The sequence below is a fragment of the Maricaulis virginensis genome (assembly GCF_027922185.1).
Lineage (GTDB): Bacteria > Pseudomonadota > Alphaproteobacteria > Caulobacterales > Maricaulaceae > Maricaulis > Maricaulis virginensis.
In genome coordinates this window covers 425,975-452,046 of sequence record NZ_BSFE01000002.1, presented here as the reverse complement: position 1 = coordinate 452,046, position 26,072 = coordinate 425,975, and the positions used below count along the sequence as shown (strand labels likewise).

Genomic DNA, 26,072 nt, shown 5'->3' with positions numbered 1-26,072 from the left:
GCAAGGGCTCTAGGCCTGTTCGGCAAGCGCTGGCAAGCCGCGCGCCCGGCTCCGCTCACGCCGCAGACTGTCCAGAAGCCGCCGTTTCTTGTCCGACAGACGGGAGAGTTTCACGAAAGCGGCCGGCGCGAAGACGAGTGCCAGGATGGCCGAGCCCGCCACCCCGCCGACCATGGCCGACGCGAAAGGCAGCCAGAAACTGTCGCCGGACAGGAGGAGCGGCACGAAACCACCGATGGTTGTCAGCGTGGTCGAGAGGATATGACGCGTGGCATCCATCACAGTCGCCTGGACCGCGCCGGGCTCTAGCGCAACGGAAGCCGGGTCGGCGCGCAGGGCCGACAGGACGACGATGGCACCATTGATCGACAGGCCCATCAGCCCCATCGACCCGACAATGGCGTTGAAGCCCAGGGGCGTGCCGAACAGCCAGACCCCGAACATGGCCAGGCCGACCGACAGGAAGGCGACGACGAAGATAACGCCGGCAAAGCGGAAGGAATTGAAGGCCAGCACGACCGATCCGATCATCAACACGAGCAGCGGGATCGCGGTGGAGAAGAGATCGGCCATGGCGCCGCCACGCTCGGCGGCTTCCCCGCCGACCTGCAGCTCATAGCCGGGCGGCAGCACGATATCGGCCTCGTCCAGCGCCGCGAAGAAATGCTCCAGTGCGGGGGCCGGCAGGGTGAAGGGTTCCAGGAAGCCGAGCACCGTGTTTACCCGGTGACCGTTCTCGTGATGGATGGTCGCCACCTGGGGGGCAAGAGTGACATCGCCGAGCGCCGCGACGGGGGACGCCAGAATGTCGGCGCCCGGCGATGCCAGCGGTGAACCCGCAACGGAAGACAGGCTGGCCCGGCGCGCATCCTGGGCGATCACGCGAACGGGCAATTCCTCCATGCCTTCCAGGACACTGCCGCCGATCTCGCCATCCAGTTCACCGCGCAGACGGTTGGCAAGGTCTGCGAGGCGAACGCCGGCGAGTTCGGCCGAAGCCTCATCCGCCATGATGCGGGCAACAGGTTCGCCCATTTCGAGTCGTGACAGGGTGTGGGTCACCGTGGGGGTCTGGCTCAGAACGCCGCGGATCTCGTGTCCAAGACGATCGAGCTCGGTCAGTTCCGGGCCGACGAGCACGAGCTCGATCGGCGCCGGGATCGGGGGGCCCTGCTCGAAGGGCAGGGTCAGGAAGCGGGCCTGCGGAAACTCCGCCATCACGCGGCGCTGCAGCTCGGGCAGGATGCGGGCCGTCGCCTCGGCAGACGTGGTGTGGACGAAACCGGCGGCATAGCCGGGCGAGCCCTCGCGATTGCCCATCACATTGTAATAGGTGCGCGGACCGCTTTCGCCGATCGTCCAGGTGACCCGCTCCACGCCGTCATAGGACATGATGATCTCGCGCGCCCGTTCGGTCTGGCGGCGGGTCTCGGCGATCGAGGTCGAGGACGGCAGTTCCAGTTCGAGCTGGAACATGTCGCGATCGGTCGGCGGGAAGAATTGCATCGGCAGGGTAGAGACCGCCACGAAGCCGGCGACGGGCAGGATCAGTCCGGCGACCAGACCGGTCCAGGGACGCGCCGTGATCGCGTCGAGCATGTTGCGATAGAGCCCGCCGAACGGCCCCGCGCCCAGCCCGTGCCGCCAGAAGCGGCGCGGTGCGCCGGCCAGTCCCGGATCGTCGAACCAGGCGGCAAACGCGCCGACCACGGTCATGGCCAGGATGAAGGACGCTCCGACAGCAAAGATCACCGAAATGCCGATCATCGAAATGAACTCGCCGGCCGCACCGGGCATCAGGGCGATCGGGGCAAAGGCGAAGATCGTGGTCAGGGTGGAAGCGGCGAGCGGCGCAAACAGATGGCGCACGGCATGGTCCAGCGCCCCCAGCGGCGCCTCGCCGCGGGACCGGAACAGCCGGTATTCGTCGACAACGACAATCGCATTGTCGATCAGCAGGCCGAGCGCGACGACCAGGCCCGTCACCGACATCTGGTGCAAAGGCTCGTCATAGATCCGCGTAAGCAGGAGAACGGCCAGCACGGTCAGCGGCAGGGCCGAGCCGACGATCAGCGCCGCGCGCCAGCCCATCATCACGAACAGGACACCGAACACGATCAGCGCCGACATCATCAGGTCGCCGGCGAGCCCGTGCAGCCGGTCGTCGACATAATCGCCCTGGCGGAAAATCGTCTCGACCCGGATGCCGGGCACGGAGGCGGCAAAGTCGGCGACGACGGCGTCGGCGGCCTCGGACCACTGGTCGACCCGCAATTCCGGTTGCAGGAACGCCGTGACGAAAACGGCGCGCCGGCCGTTGGTGAAGCCCATCGAGGCGGCCGGCGTGCGCGCGCCCTTTTCGACATCGGCGACATCGCCGACGCGGATGAACTCGCCATTCGGGCCTTCGGCGAGGGCGATGGCGCGAATGCGGTCGAGACTGTCGAACTCGCCCGCGATCTCGACATTGAGGTCGACCGTGTCGGAGCGCAGCTCGCCGGCCGGTGCCTTGGCGTCGGCGCTGGCGGTCAGGCGCGCCAGGTCGGCGACGGTCAGGCCCAGCGCAGCCAGGGTTTCCGGATCGGCCAGGACCCGGATTTCCTCTTCGACAGCACCGTGGACTTCGGTCTCTTCGGTGCCCGGGAGATTGCGCAGCCGCGCTTCCAGATCGTCGGCAAGGCGCGACAGGATGGCGAGATTTTCCTCGCCCTGCCCGTCCCAGCTCAGCGCAACCACCAGGGTTGCCGCGCCGGTATAGCGGCGCTCGACATCGGGCGCACCGGCACCGGCCGGCAATTGCGACCGCACACTTTCCACCTGCTCGCGGATCAGCGTCCAGGCCTGGTCGACATCGGCCGGGCCGAGGTCTTCGCGCACTTCCAGCGTGATGACGGAAATGCCGGAGCGCGAGTCGGAACTGGTCTCGCCGATCTCGGCGAGTTCATGGATGGCATCTTCCAGCGGTTCGGTGACCAGCGCCTCGACGCGCTCGGCAGAAGCGCCTGGGAAGACCGTGACCACCGTGCCGAAACGCTCGGTCAGCGACGGGTCTTCCTGTCGGCCCAGCGACATCAGGGCGCCCAGGCCCGCCGCGACCAGCAGAATGACGGCCAGTGCGGTCAGCCGCGAATAGCGGAAGAAAAGCGTGCTCATTGCGCGCGGGCCTCGACAAGGGCCGGCGCGACGCGCTGGCCGGGCGTGATGCGCTGGATGCCGGCGGCGAGGAGGAGTTCGCCGTCCTCGACGGCGCCGCGCACGAAGACACGCCCCGCCTCGACGCGGACCGTTTCCACGGACCGGGACTGCAGCGTGTAGGCATCGCCGGTCTCCGGGGTCAGGACGTAGACCGACCAGAGACCGCGGCGGCCTTCTGCAAGCGCGGAGGTCGGCACCCAGAATCCGTCCGTGCCGATCGGTGTTGCGACCGCGAGGCGGACGACCTGGCCGGCGGCTGCAGACGCGTTAGCAGGCAAGTCAAACAACGCCGTCACGGTGCGGGTCTGCCGGTCGACCACGCCGGTGGACGAGCGGAAAACGGCATCGACGGGCGCTCCATCGATCACGAAGCGATGCGAGGCACCCGGCTGAAGTCCGGCGGCAATGCGCTGCGGCAGGCCCACCCGGATTTCCAGGGCATCGGCCTCGACGATTTCCAGCAGGGGCTGGCCGGGCTGGGCGATGGCGCCCTCGTCCGCATGACGAGCCGTCACCACGCCATCGAAGGGCGCCGTGACGACCGACAGGTCGCGCTGCACGCGCAGGGCATCGGCCTGGGCGGCGGCGGCATTCTGGCGGGCAAGCGCTGCCCGCGTCGAGGTGCGGACCTCGTCATAGCGCTGCTGCGAGATGTGGCCGCGCTCGAGCAACTGGCCCTGGCGGTCCTCGGTCTCGACGGCCAGTGCGGTCTGGGCCGCCGTTTCGGCGGTCTGCGCGTCGGCAGCGGCGATCTGGGCGTCGAGCGCGCGCGCATCAAGGCGGGCCAGAACCTGGCCGGCCGCTACCCGGTCGCCGACATCCACGCCGATCGCATCGATACGGCCGCCGCGCTCAAAGCCAAGTGCACTTTGGCGGCGGGCCGAAACCAGACCGGGGTAGAATTCCTCGATGCGCGCCTCGCCGTCATAGCGCGCCTCGATCGCGGACACGGGCAGCGGGGCGGGCAGCGCCGCAACGGCATTGGCATCGGCCCGCAGGGTCGACACGCCAAAGACAAGCACCGCGATCGCGACGGCGGACAGGATCACGGCCGTTCCGGCACTCAGGGGGCGTTTGTAAAGAGACACGGGACTACCCTCGCTGGCAAAGTCGCAGCGAGATGTAGGTCAAAAAACATCGTTTGAAAAGTGAACGACGTTAAATTTTTTTACGCATAGCGCGAATACGTCAATTCATGAGGCCGCGCATGATCAGGTCGGTATGCAGATCGATCACGTCATCACGTGAAACATGTTCCGAGCCCGGCATGCCATTGGGAAAGTCCTCGATACAGACTATCAGCATGGTCAGACCGTGCAGGCTCGCCCACACGCTCTTTGAGGCAACCCGCGGGTCCACCTTGCGAAACACCCCCTCGTCCTGACCCTGCTGGATCATGCTCACGAGGGCCGACTCGGCCTGGAAGCCGACCTCTTTTTCCTCGTGCATATGGGGTTTGGCGCTGGTGGAGGGCGAGAAGGCCATCATGTAGTGATTGGGCTCTTCCATACCGGTCTCGATATAGGCCCGCATGCAGCGCGCGCACAGCGGGGCAACCTTCCCCCCCTCGTCCATCGCTTCGTTGATCCGGTCCATGAGCCGCTGGAAGAACATCTCGCGGATGGCGACGAACAGCTCGTCCTTGGATGCGAAATACTTGTAGATCGCCGCCGGGCTGTAATCGATCGCCTCGGCAAGGCGGCGCATGGAAATGCCCTCTTCGCCTTCCGAGGTGAAGATCGCTTCGGCCGCATCGATAATGGCATCACGCACCTTGCGGCGCCGACGGTCGGCGGGCGTATCCTCGCTGTGATCCTCGTTCTCGGCGAAATCTGCAGACATGCCTTTACCACTCCCCCGTCCCTGTAGACAAAACCCTGTCCCCGCTACAGGTATAGCGACGACAGACCGTTCCGGTCAAAACACGCACACACCGCCACCCGCGAGGATGCCGTCATGACGAAGCCCGCTTTGCCCGAATTTCCCGCCCCCGGCGAGCGCCTTGCCTCCAGCCACGCCAATGCCGAAACGCTGACCCTGCTGACCCGCCGGCGCTCGACGACAGCCATAGCCCTCACCGAGCCGGGCCCGTCGCCGGAGCAGGTCGAGCAGTTGATCGGTATTGCAGCGCGCGTACCGGATCACGGAAAGCTGGCCCCCTGGCGATTCATCGTGTTCGAAGGCGACGGACGCGCCAATTTCGGCCAGGTGCTGGCGAAAATCTTCGCCGCGGCCAATCCCAATGCCACGCCCGACCAGATCGATGCCGAGGCCAGTCGCTTCACCCGTGCCCCGCTGGTGATCGCGGTGATCTCCCACGTCGTGGAGAATCACAAGATCCCCGAATGGGAGCAGATCCTGTCGGCGGGCGCGGCCTGCCAGAACATGCTGATCGCGGCCTCGGCGATGGGGTTCGGCGCCCAGTGGCTGACCGAATGGTATGCCTACGACCCGTTCGTGAAGGACGCGCTGGGCCTGCGATCGGGGGAACGCATTGCGGGCTTTGTCTATGTCGGTTCCGCACCGGACGAACCGGTCGAGCGGGTGCGCCCGAAGCCTCAGACCGGGCGCTGGAAGGCCTGATCGTCCTACCTGCCCACTCTCCGCTCTACACAGTCTTTGACCTTTCGTGACTCGGAACGTTCGTGGCCGGCGTAACGACTGTGGTCGCGCGCGGATCGGGACCAGCTTCAGCACCAAGCTTTTGTGAGTTACCGCATCAATAGCGGCGGCTTCGTGATAAACGGGGCTATATAATTCGTTTTTTTCCGAATATTCGTTCTTCAACGAATCCTCCAACTGGCCGGAGCGTCGAAGGACATGCGTTTACTCATCGACATTGCCCTCTTCGCAAGCGTTGCAGCGCTCGCATCGGCGGCGGACGCCCAAATGCCGGTTCCCCGCTGGCAGAGCGAGGATGGCGCAACGTCGATCAAGCTGCGCGGCCGGGTGATGCTCGACTTCGCCGATGTCGACTGGTCCAGCCCGACCACAGGCGCCCCGTCGGACACAAGCGAGTTCCGGACCGCCCGCATGGGCATCGAGGCCCGGCATGGCGATTTCAAACTTGTCGCCGAGTTCGACTTCGCCAGTGACAATACGGCAGCCAACGACGTCTACCTGTCCTATGCCTCGCCAGTCGGCGACTTCCGCGCCGGGCATTTCAAGACAATGAACTCGCTGGACGAGCTCACGTCCGGCCGTTTCACAACTTTCATGGAGCGCGGTCTGGCGACCGATCTCTTCCACCTCGATCGGCGCATCGGCCTGTCCTACACGTGGCACGGTCATGGTGTGGTGGCATCGGCCGGTATTTTCGGCGGGCGGATGGACGATAATTTCCGCTTCGCCGAGGCCGACGACACCAGCGCGCTGGCGGCCCGGCTGACCTGGTCCGGTGAGCACGCGGGTACGCGCGTGCATGTCGGGGCATCCTGGCGTCAGCTCGACTATGCCCGCCAGGGCACACGCATCCGCAGCTATCCCCAGGCGCACCTGTCCAACCGCTTCGCCGCTGCGGACTACCGCAGCGACGCCGCACCGGGCCGGGCGATCTCCTCGGATTTCACCGGCATCGAGGCGGCCCTTGTCCGTGGCCCCTTCCACGTCCAGGCCGAATATGCCCGCCTGTCGCTCGACGGCCCGCCCGGCAATCCGGACTTCGGCGGTGTCTATATCCAGGCCGGCTGGTTCATCACCGGCGAAACCCGCGCCTACAAGGCCGCAAAGGGCGTGTTCGGTCGCACCACGCCGGCACGCGATGTCAACGAGGGCGGCTATGGCGCGTTCGAAGTGGCGGCGCGCTATGACGTGACGGACATGGGCGACGCCAGTCTCGGCGAAATGCGCGCCACGACGCTGGGCATGAACTGGTATCCGCTGGACCATGTCCGCGTCACGGCGAACTATGTCGCCGCCGAGCTGGACGCCCCGGCCTTCACCGAAACCAGCGATGCCCTGCAACTGCGCCTGCAGTTGGACTGGTAGCGTGCGCTAGCCGCGGCCGCGATAGCCCGGCACGTCCTGATCGGGAATCCATACGCCCTCGGGCGGCTCGCCCGTGGCGAAGAAGACGTCGATCGGGATACCGCCGCGCGGATACCAGTAGCCGCCGATGCGCAGCCAGACCGGCTCCAGCTCCTTCACCAGGCGCTGGCCGATGCCGGTCGTGCAGGCTTCGTGGAAGGCGCCGTGATTGCGGAAACTGCCCAGATAGAGCTTCAGCGACTTGGATTCGACGATCCAGTCGCGCGGCACATAGTCGATCACCAGATGCGCAAAATCGGGCGCGCCGGTCACCGGGCACAGCGAGGTGAATTCCGGGCACACGAAACGCGTCATGTAGGGCGCGTCGCACGGATTGGCGACGCGTTCGAGAACGGCCGTGTCCGGATTGTCGGGCAGCGGCGTCGTTGCGCCCAGCTGACCCAGATTGTCGTAGCGCTGATCGGTCATGGCGCGGAATTAGTCGCTCGCACGCAGGCTGGCAAGCGGTCGCGCTGGTACGATTGTACGAATTGACGGATTGGCGGTTGCGTCGAATTCTGCCGCTGCGAGGGGGAGACCCTGCTGACGGGGAGATACAATGCCGGCTTTCGGATCCGGGCCAGTGCGGCTGGCAGCAGGCCTTGCGGCCTTCAGCCTGCTGGCCAGCACGCCAGCAGCGGCACAGGAATTGACCTGCCAGTCGGGCGAACTCTTCTATTCCGCCGAACAGTATCTGGGTCTGGCCACCGAGGCCGAGCGTGATCGCTTCCGCACGAACGCCCTGGTGCAGCTCTGGGGCAATGTCACGCCCACTATCGCCAATCTCGCCAATGCCCAGGCCGCGACCGACTTTTCCGGCGGCCTTGCCACCTCCCGCACAGCGATCGAGCGGGCCCTGGCGATGTCGGCTGCCGAGCGCAGCGCCGCCCTGGCCGGCCGCAGCTTCACCGTCGGCCGTCTCAACCGGGTGCTCGCTTCGCTGGAAGACGGGGTCAGCGTCATGTCGCGGCTGGGACCGGCCCTGGGCACGGCCAGCCAGATGATCGACGGGGTGAATATCCTCTACCACTCGACCAATGCCGTGCGGACCGGCGACCGCCAGTCCAAGGTGCTGGCGATCCAGGCTGCCATGTCGCTCGCCCGCTCGCGCCTGTCCGGATACTGGGGCGGCAATATGGGTCCGATGATGGGGATGGCGGGCCTGCTGGAGTATTCGATCAACACCTTCGCCACGGATGCCTGGTCGCGCTATGAGGACTACTGGTGGCAGGCCTATGTCGGCTATGCGCGCGAACGCCACGCCCTGTCGGCAATCGAATGGGCCGAGCTTTACCAGCGCGAGGGCCGCGCCGGCATCGAAGCCCGGCTGAATGCCTTCTGGAACGATCCGGAAGACACGGTGGACGCGCTGGGCGTGCTCTACAATCCCAATGCCGGCGACCACCTGACCATCGCCCGTTCGGCCTATGCGGAGGCGGAATACCAACGCGTGTTTGCCGCCCGCTACATGATCGAGGTCGTCGAGCCGCGCATCATGCAGGGCTTCACCCAGCAGGCCGACCGCCTGCTCGACGATGCCATGGCGCAATTCGAGGATGCCTGCGAGGACGCGCTGGAAGAAGCCCGCGCGATTGATGCCGCCCTCGCCCTGCTCGCCGCCGCCGACACTGCAGCGCCCGACGCCGATACTGTCCTCGATGCCGTCTTCGAAAATGATGTCGCCGCGATCCGCGAAGCGCTCGCCGCCGGCTTCGATCCCAATCAGACGGTGGACCTGCCGCCCGCCATGCCGTTCATGTATGCGGCGGGCTTCTATCTCGGCCGGGACCCGTCGCTTGCCCCGGCCATTGCCGCCCTGCGCGATGGCGGAGGCGATGTCCGGCCGGACGTGCCGCCCGGCACGCCGGAACCGATCATTGTCCCTGTCGGGGAAGGTAATGAAGCGGGAGCTTTCGCAGTCCTGGACGCAGGCTACCGCTCGCATTTCAGTTCGGCCGAGGGCGACACAATGATCCGCCGCGCCGTGATGTCCGGCATGCCGGGACTGGTCCGCCGCCTGATTGCAGAGGGGCATGCGGTCAACGTGACGGGACCCGACGGCTATCCGCTTCTCATCTCGGCGGTAAACGGCGGCAGAGCCGATATCGTGAGCGTCCTGCTCGATGCCGGCGCCGATCCGAATGCGCGCGGAACGGCCGAGGGCGCGCCGCTACACCTAGCGGCCCTTCGCGGCTCTGCCGATCTCGTCCCGCTGCTGGTCGCCGCCGGAGCCCGGGTCGACGAGATCATGACGCCGGGCACGCGGCCCTATTCGCCCCTGATGGTCGCCGCCATGCAGGGCCGCTTCGATGCCGTCCGCGCCCTTGTTGACGCCGGCGCCGATCCGGCCATCCGCGCCAGTCGCGGCACGGCCGCCGACTATGCCCGCGCCAACGGACATGTGGAGATTGCCGACTATCTGGACGGGCTGGTGCCCGAACAGCCCCTCGTGCTCGATGTCAGCCGGATTGACGATTATTTCGACGATGTGGAGGATCTCATTACCGCTTCGGCGGTGGTTTCCCACGGCTTCGAGAGAGTTGCCACGGCCTCGGTCACCAGCAGCGATCCGCGCATTCTGGAAGTGATCGAGCAACCCGATCTGCCTCTGATCGAGTGGATGAGCCGGGAGGCCCCGCCCCGATCCGCATTGATCGATTTCAGAGCTGTCGCGCGCGGCGTCGGAGAGGTCACGCTCACCGTGTCCGTCACTGATCGCGATGGCAACACGATCAGTGCCCAGCGGCGCGTCGGTGCCGGCCGGAAGCTGGACAGCATTGCGGAGGACATTGCACAATCAGCGCGCGAGTTTGACGGTGAAGGGATCCGGCGGAGTCTGGCGGGCGCGCCACGCGCCTGGCATTCAAGACTGCTCGCGGTGTGCGCCAGCGGATTTGGCTCGGGCGACAGTTGCCCGGACACGACGACCGGCGGCTTCGCCATCTACCACATGGCCTTTTCAGGCGATGCCGGTGTGCTGCAGATCTTGCGCGATTCCGGGGCCAGGCTGGACTATGTCTCACGGGAAGATGGCTATTCCCCGCTGCATGCGGCCGTGTTTGGCGGTCATGCCGGGTCTGTCGACTGGCTCCTGAACGCCGGTGCGGATCCCGACGCCCTGACGCCCGGCGGAAACTCCGCCATCGTCTTTGCCGCGGCCCGCAACAATCTGGACGTGGTTAGGCGCCTCCTCGCTGCGGGAGCCAATCCGAATCGCGGTACATTGCAGGGTCGCACGAGTGCGCTACACTACGCCGCCATCCACAATAACCGCGCCATGGTCGATGCCCTGCTGAATGCCGGGGCCCGGCCGGGACCGGACGGGTCCGGTTATGCGCCGGGCTACTACGCCTTCTGGCTTCACCAGGACGAGAATCTGGCCGTGCGGCTGGGCTATGGCGATGCGCGCGGCTATGCCGAGCGCGAGCGGCGTCGCAACGAGCCCGGTTTCGACTGGGCCGAATTCGCCCGCCGCATGCAGCCGGCCCTGGAACAGACGATGGGCGAGATCCAGACCGCACAGAGCCAGTACAATGCGGGTGTTGCCGCCGCCAACAGCAATTACGACCAGACGATGGCCCAGGCCTTCCGGGATGCCGAACGGCTGGGGCGGCCCCTGAACGCCATCGGCAATCCGCCGCCCTATGCCACGCCATCAGATGCCGGCCTGCCTTCGCCCTATGCCGCGCAGCAATCCTCGCGCGATCCAAACGTCCCGTCGTTCGACGGCATCGAGGCCAGCAACACGCCCGGACACCAAGGACGGGACCTGCCGGATTGCGGCGGCGGCCTGGCCGGCCGGCAGGAAATGTTCATGGACTTCGCTGACGGGCGCGCCAGCCGCGAAATCCTTGCCCTGTCCATGTGTGTCTACAATCCCGGCCCCCACGAGCTACGCTATGAGATCCCCATTACCCTCTGCGGCCGCCGCTATTATGCGTCACCGGTTCACGACCGGCGCCTGATCGGGGCGGTACAAGATGGCAGCATTCTGCGCGCACGCATCGGCGGGAGCCTTTCAAATCCCGAGATGGACTGCACGCCCTGACTCTTCCCTGCAAACCCAGGACATTCCGATGCGCTTCTCCAACCGACTTGCAAGCCTTGCTATCGCCCTCGCCGCCGCAGCATCCCTGTCGGCCACCCCGGCCCTGGCCCGTCAGACCGACCCGGCCACCCAGGACCTGCACGACGCGCTCGATGTGGCGGTTGTCACCGGGCTCGATTCGGTGGTCGACCTGGTCCGGATATCGCTGGATGCCGGCGCCGACCCGCTGGCTCCGGTCGACGCCCGGGGCCGCCAGGACAGCTATGCCTATCTTGTCGCGCTGGCCGAAGATGCCGCCGAACGCGAGGCGCAGGGGCTGATCGCCGGAGGAGACTGGCGGGCCGCAGCCTATCGGGCCTTCGCGCTGATGGAGACCCGGGCAGCGCCGGCCAGCTGGGCGATCTACTATCTCGATGCAGCAGTGACTCGCCCCGGAGAGGACATCGCCTTTTCACGCGAGAGCGGCGGACTGCGCGGCACACGCGACCGCATGGCCGTCATCGCCCACGCCATGGCGTCCCCGGCCGAGCCCGACGCGTCGGGCTTTGTGCGGTATGACTGGGCGGAGGCCTATGAGGCCATGCTGGCGGAGAACGGTTAGTCGCCCTTCACCACGACCTCGTCCGGCACCGGCATGGTGGTGCGGGAGAAGACGCGGCGGATGGTGAAGCTGGAGACCAGGCGCGCCACGCCGGGCAGGCCCGAGAGCACTTCGCGGTGAACGCGCTCATAGTCGTTGGCGTCGCGCACCAGAACACGGACGAGATAATCGGCATCGCCGCTCATCAGATAGCATTCCATCACTTCGGGCACCGTCTCGACGGCTTCCTCGAAAGCGACAAGCGTCTCGCGCTTCTGATTGTCCAGCGTCACCTGGACATAAACCGTGATGCCGCGGCCCAGCGCCTTTTCCGATAGAATGGCGACATAGCGATCGATCACACCGGCCTGCTCGAGTGCCTTCACCCGGCGATGGCAGGCGGACGCAGACAGGCCGACGCGCTCGGCCAGTTCGGCATTGGTCAGGCGGCCATGGTCCTGAAGTTCCGTCAGAATGGAGATATCTACGCTATCGAGCCGCACAGGACACCCTCCCCAAGTTACGCCCGTTGCCCGCAGATCATTCTGGATTTGGGCAAAAAGTCAGTATATACGTCGCGACCAATGTCGTTTGGTGCACGATAATTCACACCACGCGGCGGCAAATGTCAATTTTATTCGCGCAGGGCTCGCCGGATCGAAGAATTCGGCGTTTTCCCGGCGCGATCCAGCAAAACGGGAAACAATCATGCGTATCGGGGTGCCCAAGGAAATCAAGGTCCGTGAATACCGTGTCGGCCTGACGCCGAACAGCGTCACGGAATTCGTCCGCCACGGCCACGAGGTCTTCGTCCAGTCCACCGCCGGCGACGGCATCGGTTTTTCCGACGAGATGTATGAAGCTGCCGGCGCGACCATCCTGCCGGATGCCGCCGCGGTGTTCGAAAAGGGCGAGCTGATCGTCAAGGTGAAGGAGCCCCAGCCGTCCGAAACGGCGATGCTGAAGCCCCACCACACGCTCTACACCTATCTGCACCTCGCCGCCGACGCGGTGCAGGCCGAGGGCCTGCGCAAGGCCGGCTGCCTGTCGATCGCCTACGAGACCGTCACCGACAATGACGGCCGCCTGCCCCTGCTCACGCCGATGAGCCAGGTTGCCGGCCGCATGTCTGTCTCGGTGGCCGCACACTGCATGCAGAAGGCCCAGGGCGGCCGCGGCCTGATGCTGGGCGGCGTGCCCGGCGTGCTGCCGGCCAAGGTCGTGATCATCGGCGGCGGTGTCGCTGGTACCCATGCAGCGGAAATGGCGATCGGCGCCCGCGCCGACGTCACCGTGTTCGACCGCTCCAACCGCCGTCTGGCAGAGCTGGACGAGCAATTCTCCGGTGCCGTGAAGACCGCCTACTCGACCGCCGCGGCGCTGGAACAGGCCGTGCGCGAAGCCGATGTCGTGATCGGCGCCGTGCTGATCCCCGGCGCCGCCGCACCCAAGCTGGTCACCCGCGCCATGCTGAAAGAGATGAAGGACGGCGCCGTGCTCGTCGACATCGCCATCGACCAGGGCGGCTGTTTCGAGACCTCGAAGGCCACCACGCACGACGACCCGACCTATATCATCGACAATGTCGTGCACTACTGCGTGGCCAACATGCCGGGCGCCTATGCCCGCACCTCCACGCTGGCGCTGAACAATGCCACCCTGCCGCTGGGCCTGGAAATCGCCAACAAGGGGCCGAAGGAAGCGCTGAACGCCAATCCGCACCTGGCGCGCGGCCTCAACACGGCAGAAGGCGAGATCTGCTACAAGCCGGTCGCCGACGATCTCGACCTGCCCTACGTCAAGCCGTCCTGGCTCACCTCGATCTAGGACCCGTCGCACACTGACGGCCACACGCAAGGGCCGCCCCGGAACGCACCGGGGCGGCCTTTTTGCTTTTCCGGGTCAGCCGCGGCGGAACCAATGGCGCAGCACGCCCGTTGAAGGGGCATGAGACATCAAGCCCTGACATACACCGCCATCGCCCTGGTCGGCCTTGCCGGCTGCGGCGCCCCCGAGGACGAGCCGGCCCCGGCTCCGGCCAATGAGCAATCGGGCACGCCCGGCACCACGCCGGCCGGTCGCGAGGAGGAAGACCGACGCGACCCCGACGGCACGATGCAGGCGCTGCTCGACCATGTCGCCGCCTCGAATGACGACACATTCGAGCCGGAGGTCCGGGCCGGCGAAGGCGATAATCTCCAGCTCGACGGGCCGCTGGTCGAAGGCAGCTGGAGCACGGCAGGTGCCGGCGGCATGGAGTACGGCCAGGAGGCCATGGTCGCGGCCGCAGAGCTGCGTTGCGCAGCCGATGGTTCGGCCCTCATCATTTCCGTTCCCCAGCCGGAAGACACTGCCGAAGACGCGGAGGCGGCCGAAGGCGGCGAACCGGCCGAGCCGGATACGGCCGACGCCGAATCCGCCGCCACACAGGACAATGCCGCCACGCGCGCCGGTTCGTTGATCACGCCGGCCGGGACCGTCACCGGCATGTTTGCCCCCGTCGAGGGTCGTGCGGGATGGATCGAAATGCGGATCCCGGCGAGCGAAGACACGCTGCAGGGCCTGCCGCGCGAGGGCCGGATCGGGATCGGCCTTGAAGGCGAGGAAACGCGCCTCCTGCCGATCGAGGCCAGCCTGCTCAGCAGTCTTGAAGTCTGCGTCGAGCCGGCTCCGGATGATGATGAAAGCGCCGCTGAAGACGGTGAAGAAAGCCCGGACAACGAGGGCTGACCCGGGCAGACGGGTGGTGCCAGCGGCGCGCGGACGAACCGGTTCGCGCGCCGTTCGGTTTTTTGCACGCCGGTTCGCGGTTACAACGTGCAACCGTCACAAGAATCAGAAAACCCTGTTGTGATTGTGGCAGCCTGGCTGCCAGGAGCGAATAACCGGACCGGGACACGTTGGCGCGCTACGACCTGATCATCTTCGATTTCGACGGGACCCTGGCCGACAGCCTGACCTGGTTCCGCACCGTGCTGGGCGACGTTGTCGACAAGCACGGCCTGCCGCCGATCGACGATGCCCGGGCCGAGGCCCTGCGCGATATGCCGCCAAAGGCGATCATGAACGAGCTGGGCATTCCCTCCTGGAAGATCCCCTTCCTCGCCAATGACGTCCGCTCCCGTGCCGCCGAGAATGTGGATTGTATCCACCTGTTCGAGGGTATCGACACGCTGATCCGGCAATTGTCGGACGCCGGCGTGAAACTGGCCGTTGTCAGCTCGAATGGCGAGACCGCCGTACGCGCGGTACTGGGCGAGGCCCTGTGCGAAAAGATCGACCTGTTCGCCTGCGGCGCGGCGCTGTTCGGCAAGGCCTCCATCTTCCGCAAGGTGATCCGCAAGGCCGGCACCACGCCCGACCGCACGCTCAGCGTCGGCGACGAAGTCCGCGATATCGATGCCGCCCGCGAGACCGGATGCGTTGCCGGAGCGGTCAATTGGGGCTTCGCCACGCAAGGCATTCTCGACGCCCAGTCGCCGGATGTGATGTTCGAGCGCCCCGCCGATATTGCCGCGCACTCACTGGACGACGCCCGCTCTGCACGGCAGGCCCAGCAGGCCTGATCGCGGGCGTTCACCGGGTTCGCGGTCCGCCAACGTAGCAAGCCGCCTCCTCCTTCATACCCCGTCCTTGACGAACTCATAGCCCTCCAGTTATGGATTAAATCATAACCCGTGGGATATACGTTAAATGCCCGAAGCGCATGACCTGCTTTTCCGCACCCTTGCCGATCCGACGCGCCGGGCCCTGTTTGAACGCCTGTGCCGCGACGGAGACCTGACTGTCACTGCTCTGACGGCGCAGGCCGGCGTGTCCCAGCCCGCCGTGTCCAAGCATCTGCGCGTGCTCAAACAGGCCGGCCTGGTGCGTGACCGGCAGGCGGGGCGGCAGACCCATTACAGCGCCCGGCTGGATGCCCTCGCCCCGCTGACCGACTGGACGCGGCAGATGACCGGCTTCTGGCAAGCCCGCTTCGACGATCTCGATGACCTGCTCAACAGGATGGACCAATGACCGACACCCAGCCCCGCTCCGTCGTTGTGGAACGGGAATTTCCCCATGCCCCGGAAAAGATCTGGCGCGCCCTGACCCAGCCTCACCTGATCGAGGAATGGCTGATGAAGAATGATTTCAGGCCCGTGCCGGACCACCGTTTCGAGCTCGCCTTCGACTGGGGCACGGTGGAATGCGTCGTGCGCGAGATCGAGCCGCACACGACGCTGTCCTACACCTGGACATCCGGCGCGCTGGACAGTGTCGTCACCTGGACGCTGGAGCCGACATCATCCGGTACGCGCCTGCGCATGGAACAGACCGGCTTCCCGGAAGACCAGCCGCGCTACCTGATGGGCGCGACGGCCGGCTGGCCGCGCTTCCTCGATGCGATGGAAGCCGTGCTGGCGCGTATCGACTGACCTGTCCCTCGGACCGCGATGAAGGAAACACCATGAAATTCAGCCTGTTCATTCGCAAGAGCCATCGCTGGCTGTCGATCGCCTTCACCGCACTGGTGCTGGCGAATATCGTCATCAACATCACCGGGCTGGGCGGTGAAGGCCTGGCGCTGGCCGTCGGCCTGACGACACTGGTGCCGCTGATCCTGCTGATGATTTCCGGCCTCTACCTCTTCGCCCTGCCCTATCTGGGTGGCCGGCGCGGCCCGGCGGCTGAATAAAATTGTGGCGGGCAGCGTCCTGCCCGCCACTGCATCCGGACCTAGCGGCAGAGGCGGGCCCTGGCGGCCTCGTATTCCTCCGCGAGCTGGGCGATGAACTCTGCGGCGGGGCGGACAGCCTTGACCGCGCCGATGCCCTGGCCGGAACCCCAGATATCCTTCCAGGCCTTGGCCTTGGAGCCGCCGCCGGAGCCGAAGTCCATTTTCGACGGATCGCTCTCGGGCAGATTGTCCGGATCCAGTCCGGCATCGACGATCGACTTGCGCAGATAATTGCCGTGCACGCCGGTGAAGAGGTTGGTGTAGACGATGTCCTCGGCCGAGCCCTCGACAATGCCCTGCTTGTAGGCCTCGTCGGCGCGGGCTTCCTCGGTCGCGATGAAGGCCGAGCCGATATAGGCGTAGTCGGCGCCCATGGCCTGGGCCGCCAGGACGCCGCCGCCCGTGCCGATCGAGCCGGAGCACAGGATCGGCCCGTCGAACCATTCCCGCGTTTCCGCCACGAAGCCGAAGGGCGAGAGCGAGCCGGCATGGCCGCCAGCACCCGCCGAGACGCAGATCAGGCCGGTCGCGCCCTTCTCGATCGCCTTGTGGGCAAAGCGCTGGTTGATCACATCGTGCAGCGTGATGCCGCCCCAGGACTTCACCGCCGTGTTCACATCCTCGCGGGCCCCCAGCGAGGTGATGACGACCGGCACCTTGTATTTCTCGCACAGCGCCATGTCCTCTTCGAGACGGGCGTTGGAGCGGTGCACGATCTGGTTCACGGCAAAGGGCGCGGCCGGCTTGTCCGGATTGGCGCGGTTATAGCTGTCCAGCTCCGAAGTGATCCGGTCGAGCCATTCGTCCAGCTGGCTGACGGGGCGTGCATTGAGCGCCGGGAAAGAGCCGACAATGCCGGCCTTGCACTGGGCCAGGACGAGATCCGGATTGGAAATGATGAAGAGCGGCGCGCCGATCACGGGCAGGCGGAGCTTGCCCTTCAGGGCTTCGGGTTCGGCCATGGGTTCTTCCCCTTGTCGTTTGGAATTCATCGACCAAGCGCATGCCCGCTCTTTCCGGCGGCGCATGCGTAAACAGTGTTCAGGGCGACGTTAGAGGGAGGGGTATGGGATGTCGAGCCGGCGATGAAGTGACGTCCACGGCAATTTGCGGCTGCTAGCGCTGCGGGCCGAACAGGCCCTCGACATCCATATGGCCGTGGAGAATGCGGACGATTTCTATCCTGTCGTCTGCCAGACGGTATACGATCAGGTGATCCCCGGATTGCAGAATGCGAATGCCGGGACGCCAGTCGCCAAAGAGCTGGCCGGACTGCGGAAACAGAGAAAGCCGCGCGATGGCCTCCTGTATGGTGCGGGTATAGGCGTTGGCCTGCCGGACACTCCAGTTTCGAGCCGAAAAACGCCAGATCGAGTCCAGATCGTCCCTTGCAGCCCTGGTGAGATGCGGCTTAGCCGCCATCCCGGAATTCCCGGCTCTTGCGTTCCAGAAACTCGTCAAAATCGAAGGGCTCGGCGCGGCCACTCGCCAGTCCCTCATCAATGGCTGCCCGCAGTGCCCGGATTTTCTCCTCTTCTACCTGCAGCAGGCGCAGGCCGGCGCGCACCACCTCGCTGGCGGATGCATAGCGGCCGCTTTCGACCTGCTCATGGATGAATTCGGCGAAATGCTCGCCGACGGCAAAACTGGTATTCTTGGCCATCCGGGATCTCCTCGTCCCATTGTACCAAAAATTGGTACCGGAAGAAATCCACTCCATAATTTCCGGTCGGGCCGCCCCGGCACTATCCAACCGCCTCCCCGTCCGGCGGAGCGTCCACATGGGCCCACATGTAGAGCGCCAGCCAGGAGCGGTAGGGCTTGAAGCGCTCGGCGGTGCGCACGGTCTTGCGGCGTCTGGAGGTGAGGCGTTCCAGTGTCTTGCGGGCGGCGACATCGCCATCGGGCCAGATGTCCGGCTCGCCGAAATAGAACATGTTCATCATGTCCGCCGTCCACTGCCCGACGCCCCACATTGCCGTCAGCCGGGCCGAGCGTTCCGCGATGCCGAGCGCGCGCAGTTCGTCGGCGTCCAGTCCGATGCTGCGATGCGTGTCAGCGATGGCGATGATGGTTTTCGTCTTGGCACCGGACAAGCCGCAGCCGCGCAGGATGTCGGTATTCGCCTCGGTGAAATGATCGAGCAGCGGACCGTCGCCGGCGCTGGCCTCGACACGTCCCCAGATGCTGGCGGCCGCTTTCACCGAGATCTGCTGGCCGGCGATGGCGCGGCAGAGATAGTGGGGAAAGGGCGTGCCCTCGCGGTTGGGAAACTCCAGCGGGCCGAGTTTGGCGATGGCGCCATGCAGGTCCGGGAAGAGCGGTTCGGCCGCTTCGAGGAGGTGGGCATGGACTTTTTCGTGCGACATAAGACTAACCTAGATGCGACATTGATGCGACATTGATGCGTCATGGCCGCAACATGAATGCACCGGGATTCGCCATTGTTGCGACAGACTGAAAATGTCGCATGGCCCTCCTGACAGCGTGATGATAACAGCTCGCTGATGCTTGGGGATATCCGAAATGGCCGGGGCCTTCTGGCCCAGTGGCTGACGGCGCTGGCGCTGATCGCGGCCGGCCTGCAATCGGGCATCCCGTCAGGCTATATGCTCGATCGCGACGGGACGACGGGCCGCCTGTCGGTCGTCTTCTGTACCGGCCAGGGTCCGTCTGCACGGTGGATAGACCTCGCCAGCGGCGAGATCAGCGATCATGCCGGGACCGGCGAAAACGGCCAGGCCGGCACGTCCCAGCCCTGCGCCTTCGCCATGGCGTCGGCGAGCGGTCCGCTGCCGGTCATCGAGGCCTGGCAGGCCCCGCGGCCCGCACATCAGGCCAGCCCCGTTCCGGACACGCATCGGCTGGCGGCCCTGCCGGCCATCCGTGCGCGTCATCCGGCCCGCGCCCCGCCCGCAACGCTCTGAAATCCAAAAAACCCTGTTGACTGGATCCCCCGCCGGCGGTGCGCCGTCTGCGGGTCTGGAGCGTTCTTTCATGACCCGAATTTTCCTGGCGCGCACGAGCTGCGCCGTCTTCGCCCTGCCGGCCGGCATGGCGCTTGCCCTTTCGCCTGCCCAGGCCCGGGAGCCTGCCCCGACCCCGGCGCTTACACCGGCCCTCACGGATGTGATCACCGTCACCGGCCAGCGGCCCGATACGACCGGCACCGAGCGGATCGATCCCGACACCCTGCCCCCGGCCAGCGGCCCGGACGCGACCCGGCTGGTCGCCCGCCTGCCCGGTGCGGCGGGGCTGAGCAATGGCGCCCTGTCCGGCCAGGTCCAGTATCGCGGTCTGGCCGGCGCGCGGATCAATATCCGCATCGACGGCCAGAACTTCGCCTCCGGCGGCCCGAACCTGATGGACCCGCCCCTGCACTACGCTCCGCTGCCGCTGGTGGCGCGGATGGAGGTCGACCGCGGTGTCGGCCCGGTCAGCGACGGTCCCGGCCTCGCAGGCGGTGTGGATGCGGTGCTCAAATCCATGCCCTTCAATGACGGGCCCGGCCTGCGCACCGGCTATGACATCACCCTCGCAGCCCGTTCGGCCGACAGCAGTTATGCCGCGGGCGGCATGGCCGGTATCGCCAGCGACACGCTGCGCCTGCACATGCTGGCCTCGCATGAGAGCGGCGGCGATATCGAGACGGCGTCCGGCACGATCGGCGGGTCGGAGCATGAACGCTCGGCCTGGGGACTTGGCGCCGGCTGGCGTTCGGGTGCGCACACGCTCTCGCTGGATCTGCGCCGCAACGAGACCGGACCGACGGGCAATCCGCCCTTCGCCATGGACATCCGCTATTTCAATACCGACATGGCCCGCCTCGCCTATACCGGCGAGTTCGACACGGTGCGTCTCGAACTGGCAGCCGGCTGGGCGGATGTGGCGCATGCCATGAACAATTACGATCTGCGTCCGGCCCCGGCGTCGATGATGGCCCGGCGCGAGACCCTGGCCTTTGCAGAGACGCGGACAGTCTCGGCCGCCCTGGTCTTCGACGCGATGGGCGGCGAGCTGCGCACCGGGATCGACCGGGCCGGCAGCAACCACGACGTCACCATCACCAATCCGTCCAATGCCGGCTTCTATCTCAACTCCCTGCCCGATATCGACATCGCCCGTACCGGCGCCTTCATCGAATGGACCGGCGGCCTGCCCGCGCAATGGCAGGGCGAGCTGGGCCTGCGGGCGGATTATCACGAGGCAGAGGCGGGCCTGGCCAGTACCGGGCCGGCCGTGCCCGCCATGCCGGGCATGCTGGCCATGGCCTTCAATGCCGGCGATCGCACCTGGGACGACACCACGCTGGACGCGGTGGCGCGCCTGTGGCGGCCGGTGAGCGAGACGGCGACGCTGCGCGTGACGCTGGCCCGCAAGACCCGTGTGCCGACCTATCTGGAACGCTTTGCCTGGCTGCCGACGGCGGCGAGCGGCGGGCTGGCCGACGGCAATACCTATGTCGGGGATCGCGATCTGCGGCCGGAGACCGCCTGGATCGCCGAGGCCGGTTTCGACTGGCAGTCCGGTTCTGTCTATGCCCGGCCGACCGTCTTCTACCGCCGCGTCGACGATTACATCCAGGGCGTGCCTTTCGACGCCACGCCGGGCGTGATCGACACGCCGGTCGAGATGGTCTCGAACATGAATGGCGATCCGACACCGCTGCGCTTTGCCAATACCGATGCCGGACTCTACGGATTCGACGCCGACTTCGGCTGGCGCATCGACGCCAACTGGCGGCTGGACGGCACGCTGAGCTGGGTGCGCGGCGAGCGGCGCGACACCGGCGACAATCTCTACCGCATCGCGCCGCCCAGCCTGCGCCTGGGCGCCAGCTATGACGCCGCCGACTGGTCGGTGACGCTGGAAACGCTGGCCGTGGCCGAGCAGGACCGGGTCTCGCGGACCCTGGGCGAGGCGGAAACGCCGGGTCATGTCCTGGTCAATGCCTATGGACGCTGGGCCGTGCGGCCGGGCGTCGAGATCGCGGCCGGGGTGGAAAACCTCCTCGACCAGCCCTGGCGCGATCACCTGGCCGGCTACAATCGCAATGCCGGATCGGACATTGCGCTCGGCCAGCGTTTGCCCGGTAATGGGATCTCCGCAGGTATCAGGATCAGCCTGCGGGGCTAGCATGTACCGGCGCGCCGGGCCCGGATCCGGCGCGCCGGTCATGCGCATGGGGAGGCAATTGCATGAAATATTTCAGACTGATGAGCCAGATCCACTTGTGGCTGGGCATCGCCATCGGCGTGCAGGTCATGCTGTGGCTGATCTCGGGCCTGGTGATGGTGCTGTGGCCGATCGAGACGGTGCGCGGCGAGCATCTGCGCCATGCCGAGGCAGAGATCGCAATCGACTGGGCGGACGACGCCCTGCCCCTTTCCGCCATCCTCGCCAGCCAGGGCACCGCGGTGGTGTCGGCCCGCACCGGCCGGCTGGCCGGGCGTCCGGTCTGGCGGCTGGGAACGGCGGAGGGACCGCAAATGGTCGATGCCCGCACCGGCGAGGATCTGACACCGGTCGATGAAGGCCTGGCCCGCGAGATCGCCCTTGAGCGCTATGCCGGCCGGGGTGCGCTGACGGAACAGGTGCGGATCGAGACGCCGCCACGCGAAGCCGGCCTCGCCGTGCCCGCCTGGCGGTTCGAGTTCGGGCCGGAAGACCCCGCAACGCTCTACATCAACAGCCAGACCGGCGAGCTGCGCGCCGTGCGCACCACGTTGTGGCGCGTCTATGATGTCTTCTGGGGCCTGCACATCATGGACTGGTCGACGCGCGAGAACTTCAATTCCTGGTGGATCAAGGCGACCTCCGTCCTGGCCATCCTGTTCGGCCTCGCCGGTGTCGTCCTCACCGTCTACCGCATCCGCTGGATGCTGCGCCCGAAACGGCGATCCGCCTGACGGATCGCCTCCAGCTTCATCCTTGCCCCTCACCGGAGACCTGCATGCTGCTTACGCTTCCCTTTAAACTGACCGGCCGCCTCATCCTGGCAGTGCCCCTTCTCGGCGGCATGTGCCGGGAAGTGGCGCGCGATCCGGAACGCGCCCTCCTGCCTTTCCTGATCAATCTCCTGATGGGCGTCGCCCTGGCCAGCTGGATCTTCGGCCCCGTCATCATCATGGCCCTCGCCCTGACGCTGGCACCGGTCATGCTGGTGACCATCATGCTGGCCAGCGCCGATTTCGGCCGGGCGCTTTAGGTGGGGTTTCAGGGCATAGCCCTTGAGGGGCGCTGAGACGCCCAAGAACAGTCCGGGGACTGTTCGACGCGACGAAGGACCGCTGCGAAGCAGCGGTGGAGTGGGTGACTTTGGGAGACCGGAAACGCTTCGTTTTTTCTGGTTTCCAGTTAGGTTGATCTAATGCCAGGCGATCCGGAATACGATTTCACGTTTCAGCCCGAGAGATTTCGCGGCCAGTTCGATTTCGGAGAGTTTCACCTCCCCGTGTCGTTTGTCGCGAGCGCGGACAAATCGGGGCGGTTGATGTTCGAATTTGATGCCGTCGAACTTGCCGCGCTGGAGGGTAAGCACGTCGTCGAGCTCATGAATATGGGAGAGCTTGGCGGCTCTGCTCCCCGGAGAACTCTCACAGGCATCAGCGATGGAGGCAAAACGCTCCGGTCTGAAACGGCGTCGGTCACCAGTTGGGATCACAATGCGAGCGGGCAGCTCCAACTCTATGTATCGACCGCTGAAACCAACATCGAAATCCCACTCAACCAACCTATCGAGCGGCCAGTTCTTGAATTCAGATTGCGTGGATTTGAGTGCTTCCCACGCGTCTACACGGAGATCCCAGCTGGGAAGCTCGTGCTGGAAGGCGCGACACGAAGTGCCGACCGCGACGAGATATCAGGGAGACTGGCGATTGAGGCTTCGGACGTCGTGGAGAGCATCGACGAGTGGTCCTCTTCAGCCGCAGCTCTGTTACGGCATGTCAACTCCACGATCAGCTTTGCGAGATCCGGCTACGTAGCAATGCCGGTGTCCACCCTCTATCGGGATGGTGTGTGCATCGCTTCATTTCGGGAGTGCGGGCCGAGCAGTGCCTCTGAACTCGCCCCGATCCACTACATGAACTATCGGCCTACAGTTGAGGCTGCGCTCAACGCATTTGACGCTGTCGAGGAACAACGGGACGCGTTTGAAACGACGATTGGATGGTTGCTCGTTTCAACGACGCACGACGAGGTGCGGTTTCTGACGGCAATGACTGCCCTAGAAAGTCTGACATGGGGAATGCTTGGCAAGCATGCAAAACAAGTCATTGGCACATCGGCTTTCGAGAAAGTTGCTTCGTCCCTTCGAGAAACCATCGACAATTTCGAAGCGATCGAACCTGCCTCTCGTAAGGCAATGAAGTTGAAGATCCGGGAACTCAACAAACCAAGTTTCGTTTCGAAAATCTCGGAGCTGCTTTCTCAGTGGGACGTGTCCCGCGAGCTTCTCACTGATGACGCCCTCGCGTCGCTCGTCCAGCTCCGAAACAAGATCGTGCATCAAGGGCGCGCGCCGGATGCCGATGAACTGTGGCAAGGCGTCTTGATGATTCGCGAAATCATGACTCGACTGGTTTTTCGAATGATCGATTTTAAAGGCACTTATGATTGCTACTTGGGGGGGCACGTCATGAGACAATTCCCTAGTTGCAAGCCAGTATCAGCAAAATAGACCACCCATCTCGAAGGGACGAGAGGCTATCTCCTGGCCATCCCTCCTCTACAGCCTCCCGCCCGGAAGCGGGATTCTTGTGGGCCAAGGCGGAACTCTGGACGAGCGTTTTCCAAACCCTGCGAAATCGCGCTCTAACGCCCGGCATACTCCGTCATCAGCGACTGGAAGTCCTCCATCGGCGGGAAGGCCGGATAGCTGTGGACGGCGGGCGTTGTCGCCCAGTCGAGTTTTTCTGACGTCATCGTCTCGATGAAGGGCGTGGCCCAGTCGCGCGTGTCGAAGAGGCTCGCGCGGACATTGACCAGCGCGTCCATGCCCACGATCCGCGTGAACATCCAGCTCATGCAATGCGGGCAGAAATAATGGTCGAGCTGGGGACCGCGCAGCCCGCCCTTCACCGGCTCGCCCTCGACAACGCGGAAAGCCTCTGCCGGCACCATGGCGCTGAGCGAAAACGCGCTCGCCGTCATCTTGCGGCAGCCATCGCAATGACACGCCATGGTGATCAGGGCCGGTGCCGTCACTTCCATCCGGGTCTGGCCGCAGCGGCAGGATCCGGTGTGGGTCTCATGGTTTTCGCTCATCGCGGACGCTCCATCGCTCTGAATCGGGTGTGCGCCGATCCTGTCAGCCCGCGGCGTCGCCGTCGAACAGGCGGCGCATGCGGGCGTATTCCATCAGGTCGGACAGGCTGACGACGCCGGCGAGCCGGTCGTCCTTCACGACATAGAGCCGGGCGAGATGGTCGTGCTGCATGCGGGCAAAAGCGCCGGAGGCGCGCAGCGGCGCCTCGATCCGCTCGCTCTCGCGCACCGGCAGGGCGATGCGGCGCACGGGTGTGGAGGCGCGTTCGGCGGCCGGCACGGCCCGCGCCTCTTCGACACCGGCGCCGCCGACCAGCTGGCCGTCGGCCTCGACCACCGGCACCCAGGCGCGGTGATGGCGCACCAGCACCTCCTCGATGAAGTCGGCCACGCTCATATCGGCCTGTGCGGTCTCGAAAGGACCGGCCAGCTCGCCCACCGCGACACCGGCCAGGGCGTGTTTCATGTCCTGCTCATTGCGGGCCGAGACCGCTGCCGTGCGCAGGAAGAGGCCGATCAGCACCCACCAGATGCCGCCCATCTGGCCCGCAAACAGGGCCAGCCCGGCACCCGAGGCGATGAAGACATAGGCGAAGAACTCGCCCGCGCCGCTGGCCCAGCCGGTGGCCCGGCGCCGGTCGCCGGTGAACAGCCACAGGATGGCGCGCAGCACCCGCCCGCCATCGAGCGGAAAGGCGGGGATCATGTTGAACATCGCCAGCAGGAGATTGATCAGCGACAGATAGCCCAGCACCAGTGCCACCGCGCCGACGGGGTCGTCCGCGCCCTGCGGCGCCAGCGCACCGCCGGCCAGCGCGAACAGGCCGGCCAGGACGAGGCTCATCAACGGGCCCGCGAGCGCCATGACGAGCTCGCTCATCGGCGTTTCCGGCTCGCTCTCCAGCTCGGCCGCGCCGCCGAACAGGAAGAGCGTCACATGATTGATCGGCAGGCCGAAGGCGCGGCCCACGAAGGTGTGCGACAGCTCGTGGGCGATGATGGAAAAGGTCAGCCCGGCCACGCCCGCCACCGCCATGGCGATATAGGCGGGCAGCGAGAAATCGTCGCGCAGGCCGGGGAAGAAGCCCGAGGCCAGCGACCAGCCGACCAGCAGCGCCAGGAACAGCCAGGACGGTTCGGCCCGCACCACGACGCCGCCGATGCGGAAGGAAAAGATATAGGGTCTCATGCGCCGCAAGATAGGCGAGACCGCCGGCCGATAGCCAGCGGAATAC

26 protein-coding genes are annotated in these 26,072 nt (G+C 65.8%); 15 read left to right on the top strand and 11 right to left on the bottom strand.

The features are described from left to right. Positions 1-9: 9 nt before the first annotated feature. From PKE71_RS05660 to PKE71_RS05650, 3 genes are all read right to left on the bottom strand, one after another. The gene (locus tag PKE71_RS05660) at positions 10-3,153 is read right to left on the bottom strand and encodes an efflux RND transporter permease subunit (protein ID WP_271185994.1); all 3,144 of its coding nucleotides are present in this window, start codon (positions 3,151-3,153) and stop codon (positions 10-12) included. Next, positions 3,150-4,283 carry an efflux RND transporter periplasmic adaptor subunit gene (locus tag PKE71_RS05655; protein WP_271185993.1) on the bottom strand — a complete coding sequence of 378 codons (1,134 nt, stop codon included), beginning with the start codon at positions 4,281-4,283 and terminating at the stop codon, positions 3,150-3,152. The genes PKE71_RS05660 and PKE71_RS05655 overlap by 4 nt, the downstream gene beginning before the upstream one ends. Positions 4,284-4,383: 100 nt before the next feature. After that, the gene (locus tag PKE71_RS05650; RefSeq protein ID WP_271185992.1) at positions 4,384-5,037 is read right to left on the bottom strand and encodes a TetR/AcrR family transcriptional regulator; all 654 of its coding nucleotides are present in this window, start codon (positions 5,035-5,037) and stop codon (positions 4,384-4,386) included. Positions 5,038-5,151: 114 nt separating this feature from the next. Between PKE71_RS05650 and PKE71_RS05645 the strand changes: the two genes are divergently transcribed. Both PKE71_RS05645 and PKE71_RS05640 read left to right on the top strand, forming a co-directional pair. After that, on the top strand, positions 5,152-5,778 hold the full coding sequence (locus PKE71_RS05645) for a nitroreductase family protein (protein WP_271185991.1): 627 nt from the start codon (positions 5,152-5,154) through the stop codon (positions 5,776-5,778). Positions 5,779-6,015: 237 nt separating this feature from the next. After that, complete coding sequence (locus tag PKE71_RS05640; RefSeq protein ID WP_271185990.1) at positions 6,016-7,182, top strand: OprO/OprP family phosphate-selective porin; 1,167 nt, start codon at positions 6,016-6,018, stop codon at positions 7,180-7,182. Between the two features lie 6 nt (positions 7,183-7,188). Here the strand turns inward: PKE71_RS05640 and queF are convergent, their stop codons facing one another. Further along, positions 7,189-7,650 (bottom strand): preQ(1) synthase, encoded by a 462-nt coding sequence (gene queF, locus PKE71_RS05635; RefSeq protein WP_271185989.1) that lies wholly within the window; start codon positions 7,648-7,650, stop codon positions 7,189-7,191. Between the two features lie 130 nt (positions 7,651-7,780). Between queF and PKE71_RS05630 the strand changes: the two genes are divergently transcribed. Then, positions 7,781-11,269, top strand: coding sequence for an ankyrin repeat domain-containing protein (locus tag PKE71_RS05630; RefSeq protein ID WP_271185988.1), 3,489 nt, complete (start codon positions 7,781-7,783; stop codon positions 11,267-11,269). 28 nt (positions 11,270-11,297) lie between these two features. Next, positions 11,298-11,870 (top strand): hypothetical protein, encoded by a 573-nt coding sequence (locus PKE71_RS05625; RefSeq protein ID WP_271185987.1) that lies wholly within the window; start codon positions 11,298-11,300, stop codon positions 11,868-11,870. On the opposite strand, the gene PKE71_RS05620 is transcribed toward PKE71_RS05625, so the two are convergent. Beyond that, complete coding sequence (locus tag PKE71_RS05620) at positions 11,867-12,352, bottom strand: Lrp/AsnC family transcriptional regulator (protein ID WP_271185986.1); 486 nt, start codon at positions 12,350-12,352, stop codon at positions 11,867-11,869. The genes PKE71_RS05625 and PKE71_RS05620 overlap by 4 nt on opposite strands. Before the next feature lie 205 nt (positions 12,353-12,557). Here PKE71_RS05620 and ald point away from each other — a divergent pair, with 205 nt between their 5' ends. The 6 genes from ald (at position 12,558) to PKE71_RS05590 (ending at position 16,527) form a co-directional block, all read left to right on the top strand. Next, positions 12,558-13,676: an alanine dehydrogenase gene (gene ald, locus PKE71_RS05615; RefSeq protein WP_271185985.1), complete on the top strand. Its 1,119-nt coding sequence runs from the start codon at positions 12,558-12,560 to the stop codon at positions 13,674-13,676. 120 nt (positions 13,677-13,796) lie between these two features. After that, the gene (locus tag PKE71_RS05610; RefSeq protein WP_271185984.1) at positions 13,797-14,579 is read left to right on the top strand and encodes a prolipoprotein diacylglyceryl transferase; all 783 of its coding nucleotides are present in this window, start codon (positions 13,797-13,799) and stop codon (positions 14,577-14,579) included. A 170-nt stretch (positions 14,580-14,749) separates the two neighbouring features. After that, positions 14,750-15,415 carry an HAD hydrolase-like protein gene (locus PKE71_RS05605; protein WP_271185983.1) on the top strand — a complete coding sequence of 222 codons (666 nt, stop codon included), beginning with the start codon at positions 14,750-14,752 and terminating at the stop codon, positions 15,413-15,415. A gap of 127 nt (positions 15,416-15,542) precedes the next feature. Further along, entirely contained in the window at positions 15,543-15,866 is a 324-nt protein-coding gene (locus PKE71_RS05600) for an ArsR/SmtB family transcription factor (protein WP_271185982.1), read from the top strand. Further along, positions 15,863-16,267: an SRPBCC family protein gene (locus tag PKE71_RS05595; RefSeq protein WP_271185981.1), complete on the top strand. Its 405-nt coding sequence runs from the start codon at positions 15,863-15,865 to the stop codon at positions 16,265-16,267. Before PKE71_RS05600 ends, PKE71_RS05595 begins: the two co-directional genes overlap by 4 nt. A 32-nt stretch (positions 16,268-16,299) precedes the next feature. Then, positions 16,300-16,527: a hypothetical protein gene (locus tag PKE71_RS05590; RefSeq protein ID WP_271185980.1), complete on the top strand. Its 228-nt coding sequence runs from the start codon at positions 16,300-16,302 to the stop codon at positions 16,525-16,527. Positions 16,528-16,568: 41 nt separating this feature from the next. Here the strand turns inward: PKE71_RS05590 and PKE71_RS05585 are convergent, their stop codons facing one another. The 4 genes from PKE71_RS05585 to PKE71_RS05570 form a co-directional block, all read right to left on the bottom strand. Continuing rightward, positions 16,569-17,531 carry an NAD(P)H-dependent flavin oxidoreductase gene (locus tag PKE71_RS05585; RefSeq protein WP_271185979.1) on the bottom strand — a complete coding sequence of 321 codons (963 nt, stop codon included), beginning with the start codon at positions 17,529-17,531 and terminating at the stop codon, positions 16,569-16,571. Positions 17,532-17,685: 154 nt separating this feature from the next. Further along, positions 17,686-17,991 carry a type II toxin-antitoxin system RelE/ParE family toxin gene (locus PKE71_RS05580; protein WP_271185978.1) on the bottom strand — a complete coding sequence of 102 codons (306 nt, stop codon included), beginning with the start codon at positions 17,989-17,991 and terminating at the stop codon, positions 17,686-17,688. Continuing rightward, on the bottom strand, positions 17,981-18,232 hold the full coding sequence (locus PKE71_RS05575) for a type II toxin-antitoxin system ParD family antitoxin (protein WP_271185977.1): 252 nt from the start codon (positions 18,230-18,232) through the stop codon (positions 17,981-17,983). The genes PKE71_RS05580 and PKE71_RS05575 overlap by 11 nt, the downstream gene beginning before the upstream one ends. A gap of 82 nt (positions 18,233-18,314) precedes the next feature. Then, positions 18,315-18,938, bottom strand: coding sequence for a DNA-3-methyladenine glycosylase family protein (locus tag PKE71_RS05570; RefSeq protein ID WP_271185976.1), 624 nt, complete (start codon positions 18,936-18,938; stop codon positions 18,315-18,317). 138 nt (positions 18,939-19,076) lie between these two features. Here PKE71_RS05570 and PKE71_RS05565 point away from each other — a divergent pair, with 138 nt between their 5' ends. The 5 genes from PKE71_RS05565 (at position 19,077) to PKE71_RS05545 (ending at position 24,250) form a co-directional block, all read left to right on the top strand. Next, positions 19,077-19,496 carry a DUF2946 family protein gene (locus tag PKE71_RS05565; protein ID WP_271185975.1) on the top strand — a complete coding sequence of 140 codons (420 nt, stop codon included), beginning with the start codon at positions 19,077-19,079 and terminating at the stop codon, positions 19,494-19,496. Between the two features lie 70 nt (positions 19,497-19,566). Next, entirely contained in the window at positions 19,567-21,705 is a 2,139-nt protein-coding gene (locus PKE71_RS05560) for a TonB-dependent receptor (protein ID WP_271185974.1), read from the top strand. A gap of 62 nt (positions 21,706-21,767) precedes the next feature. Beyond that, positions 21,768-22,478: a PepSY domain-containing protein gene (locus PKE71_RS05555; RefSeq protein WP_271185973.1), complete on the top strand. Its 711-nt coding sequence runs from the start codon at positions 21,768-21,770 to the stop codon at positions 22,476-22,478. Positions 22,479-22,522: 44 nt separating this feature from the next. Beyond that, positions 22,523-22,777, top strand: coding sequence for a hypothetical protein (locus PKE71_RS05550; protein WP_271185972.1), 255 nt, complete (start codon positions 22,523-22,525; stop codon positions 22,775-22,777). A gap of 162 nt (positions 22,778-22,939) precedes the next feature. After that, the gene (locus PKE71_RS05545) at positions 22,940-24,250 is read left to right on the top strand and encodes a HEPN domain-containing protein (RefSeq protein ID WP_271185971.1); all 1,311 of its coding nucleotides are present in this window, start codon (positions 22,940-22,942) and stop codon (positions 24,248-24,250) included. A 134-nt stretch (positions 24,251-24,384) separates the two neighbouring features. Here the strand turns inward: PKE71_RS05545 and PKE71_RS05540 are convergent, their stop codons facing one another. Then, complete coding sequence (locus PKE71_RS05540) at positions 24,385-24,837, bottom strand: GFA family protein (RefSeq protein ID WP_271185970.1); 453 nt, start codon at positions 24,835-24,837, stop codon at positions 24,385-24,387. Between the two features lie 43 nt (positions 24,838-24,880). Then, the gene (locus PKE71_RS05535; RefSeq protein WP_271185969.1) at positions 24,881-26,026 is read right to left on the bottom strand and encodes a site-2 protease family protein; all 1,146 of its coding nucleotides are present in this window, start codon (positions 26,024-26,026) and stop codon (positions 24,881-24,883) included. Positions 26,027-26,072: the final 46 nt, after the last annotated feature.

What these genes read in the sequence shown, in the direction of transcription:
- PKE71_RS05660 (WP_271185994.1), bottom strand. Translation starts at nt 3,153, where the DNA reads ATGAGCACGCTTTTCTTCCGCTATTCGCGGCTGACCGCACTGGCCGTC.
- PKE71_RS05650 (WP_271185992.1), bottom strand. Translation starts at nt 5,037, where the DNA reads ATGTCTGCAGATTTCGCCGAGAACGAGGATCACAGCGAGGATACGCCC.
- PKE71_RS05645 (WP_271185991.1), top strand. Translation starts at nt 5,152, where the DNA reads ATGACGAAGCCCGCTTTGCCCGAATTTCCCGCCCCCGGCGAGCGCCTT.
- PKE71_RS05640 (WP_271185990.1), top strand. Translation starts at nt 6,016, where the DNA reads ATGCGTTTACTCATCGACATTGCCCTCTTCGCAAGCGTTGCAGCGCTC.
- queF (WP_271185989.1), bottom strand. Translation starts at nt 7,650, where the DNA reads ATGACCGATCAGCGCTACGACAATCTGGGTCAGCTGGGCGCAACGACG.
- PKE71_RS05630 (WP_271185988.1), top strand. Translation starts at nt 7,781, where the DNA reads ATGCCGGCTTTCGGATCCGGGCCAGTGCGGCTGGCAGCAGGCCTTGCG.
- PKE71_RS05625 (WP_271185987.1), top strand. Translation starts at nt 11,298, where the DNA reads ATGCGCTTCTCCAACCGACTTGCAAGCCTTGCTATCGCCCTCGCCGCC.
- ald (WP_271185985.1), top strand. Translation starts at nt 12,558, where the DNA reads ATGCGTATCGGGGTGCCCAAGGAAATCAAGGTCCGTGAATACCGTGTC.
- PKE71_RS05610 (WP_271185984.1), top strand. Translation starts at nt 13,797, where the DNA reads ATGAGACATCAAGCCCTGACATACACCGCCATCGCCCTGGTCGGCCTT.
- PKE71_RS05600 (WP_271185982.1), top strand. Translation starts at nt 15,543, where the DNA reads ATGCCCGAAGCGCATGACCTGCTTTTCCGCACCCTTGCCGATCCGACG.
- PKE71_RS05595 (WP_271185981.1), top strand. Translation starts at nt 15,863, where the DNA reads ATGACCGACACCCAGCCCCGCTCCGTCGTTGTGGAACGGGAATTTCCC.
- PKE71_RS05590 (WP_271185980.1), top strand. Translation starts at nt 16,300, where the DNA reads ATGAAATTCAGCCTGTTCATTCGCAAGAGCCATCGCTGGCTGTCGATC.
- PKE71_RS05585 (WP_271185979.1), bottom strand. Translation starts at nt 17,531, where the DNA reads ATGGCCGAACCCGAAGCCCTGAAGGGCAAGCTCCGCCTGCCCGTGATC.
- PKE71_RS05580 (WP_271185978.1), bottom strand. Translation starts at nt 17,991, where the DNA reads ATGGCGGCTAAGCCGCATCTCACCAGGGCTGCAAGGGACGATCTGGAC.
- PKE71_RS05575 (WP_271185977.1), bottom strand. Translation starts at nt 18,232, where the DNA reads ATGGCCAAGAATACCAGTTTTGCCGTCGGCGAGCATTTCGCCGAATTC.
- PKE71_RS05570 (WP_271185976.1), bottom strand. Translation starts at nt 18,938, where the DNA reads ATGTCGCACGAAAAAGTCCATGCCCACCTCCTCGAAGCGGCCGAACCG.
- PKE71_RS05565 (WP_271185975.1), top strand. Translation starts at nt 19,077, where the DNA reads ATGCTTGGGGATATCCGAAATGGCCGGGGCCTTCTGGCCCAGTGGCTG.
- PKE71_RS05560 (WP_271185974.1), top strand. Translation starts at nt 19,567, where the DNA reads ATGACCCGAATTTTCCTGGCGCGCACGAGCTGCGCCGTCTTCGCCCTG.
- PKE71_RS05555 (WP_271185973.1), top strand. Translation starts at nt 21,768, where the DNA reads ATGAAATATTTCAGACTGATGAGCCAGATCCACTTGTGGCTGGGCATC.
- PKE71_RS05550 (WP_271185972.1), top strand. Translation starts at nt 22,523, where the DNA reads ATGCTGCTTACGCTTCCCTTTAAACTGACCGGCCGCCTCATCCTGGCA.
- PKE71_RS05545 (WP_271185971.1), top strand. Translation starts at nt 22,940, where the DNA reads ATGCCAGGCGATCCGGAATACGATTTCACGTTTCAGCCCGAGAGATTT.
- PKE71_RS05540 (WP_271185970.1), bottom strand. Translation starts at nt 24,837, where the DNA reads ATGAGCGAAAACCATGAGACCCACACCGGATCCTGCCGCTGCGGCCAG.
- PKE71_RS05535 (WP_271185969.1), bottom strand. Translation starts at nt 26,026, where the DNA reads ATGAGACCCTATATCTTTTCCTTCCGCATCGGCGGCGTCGTGGTGCGG.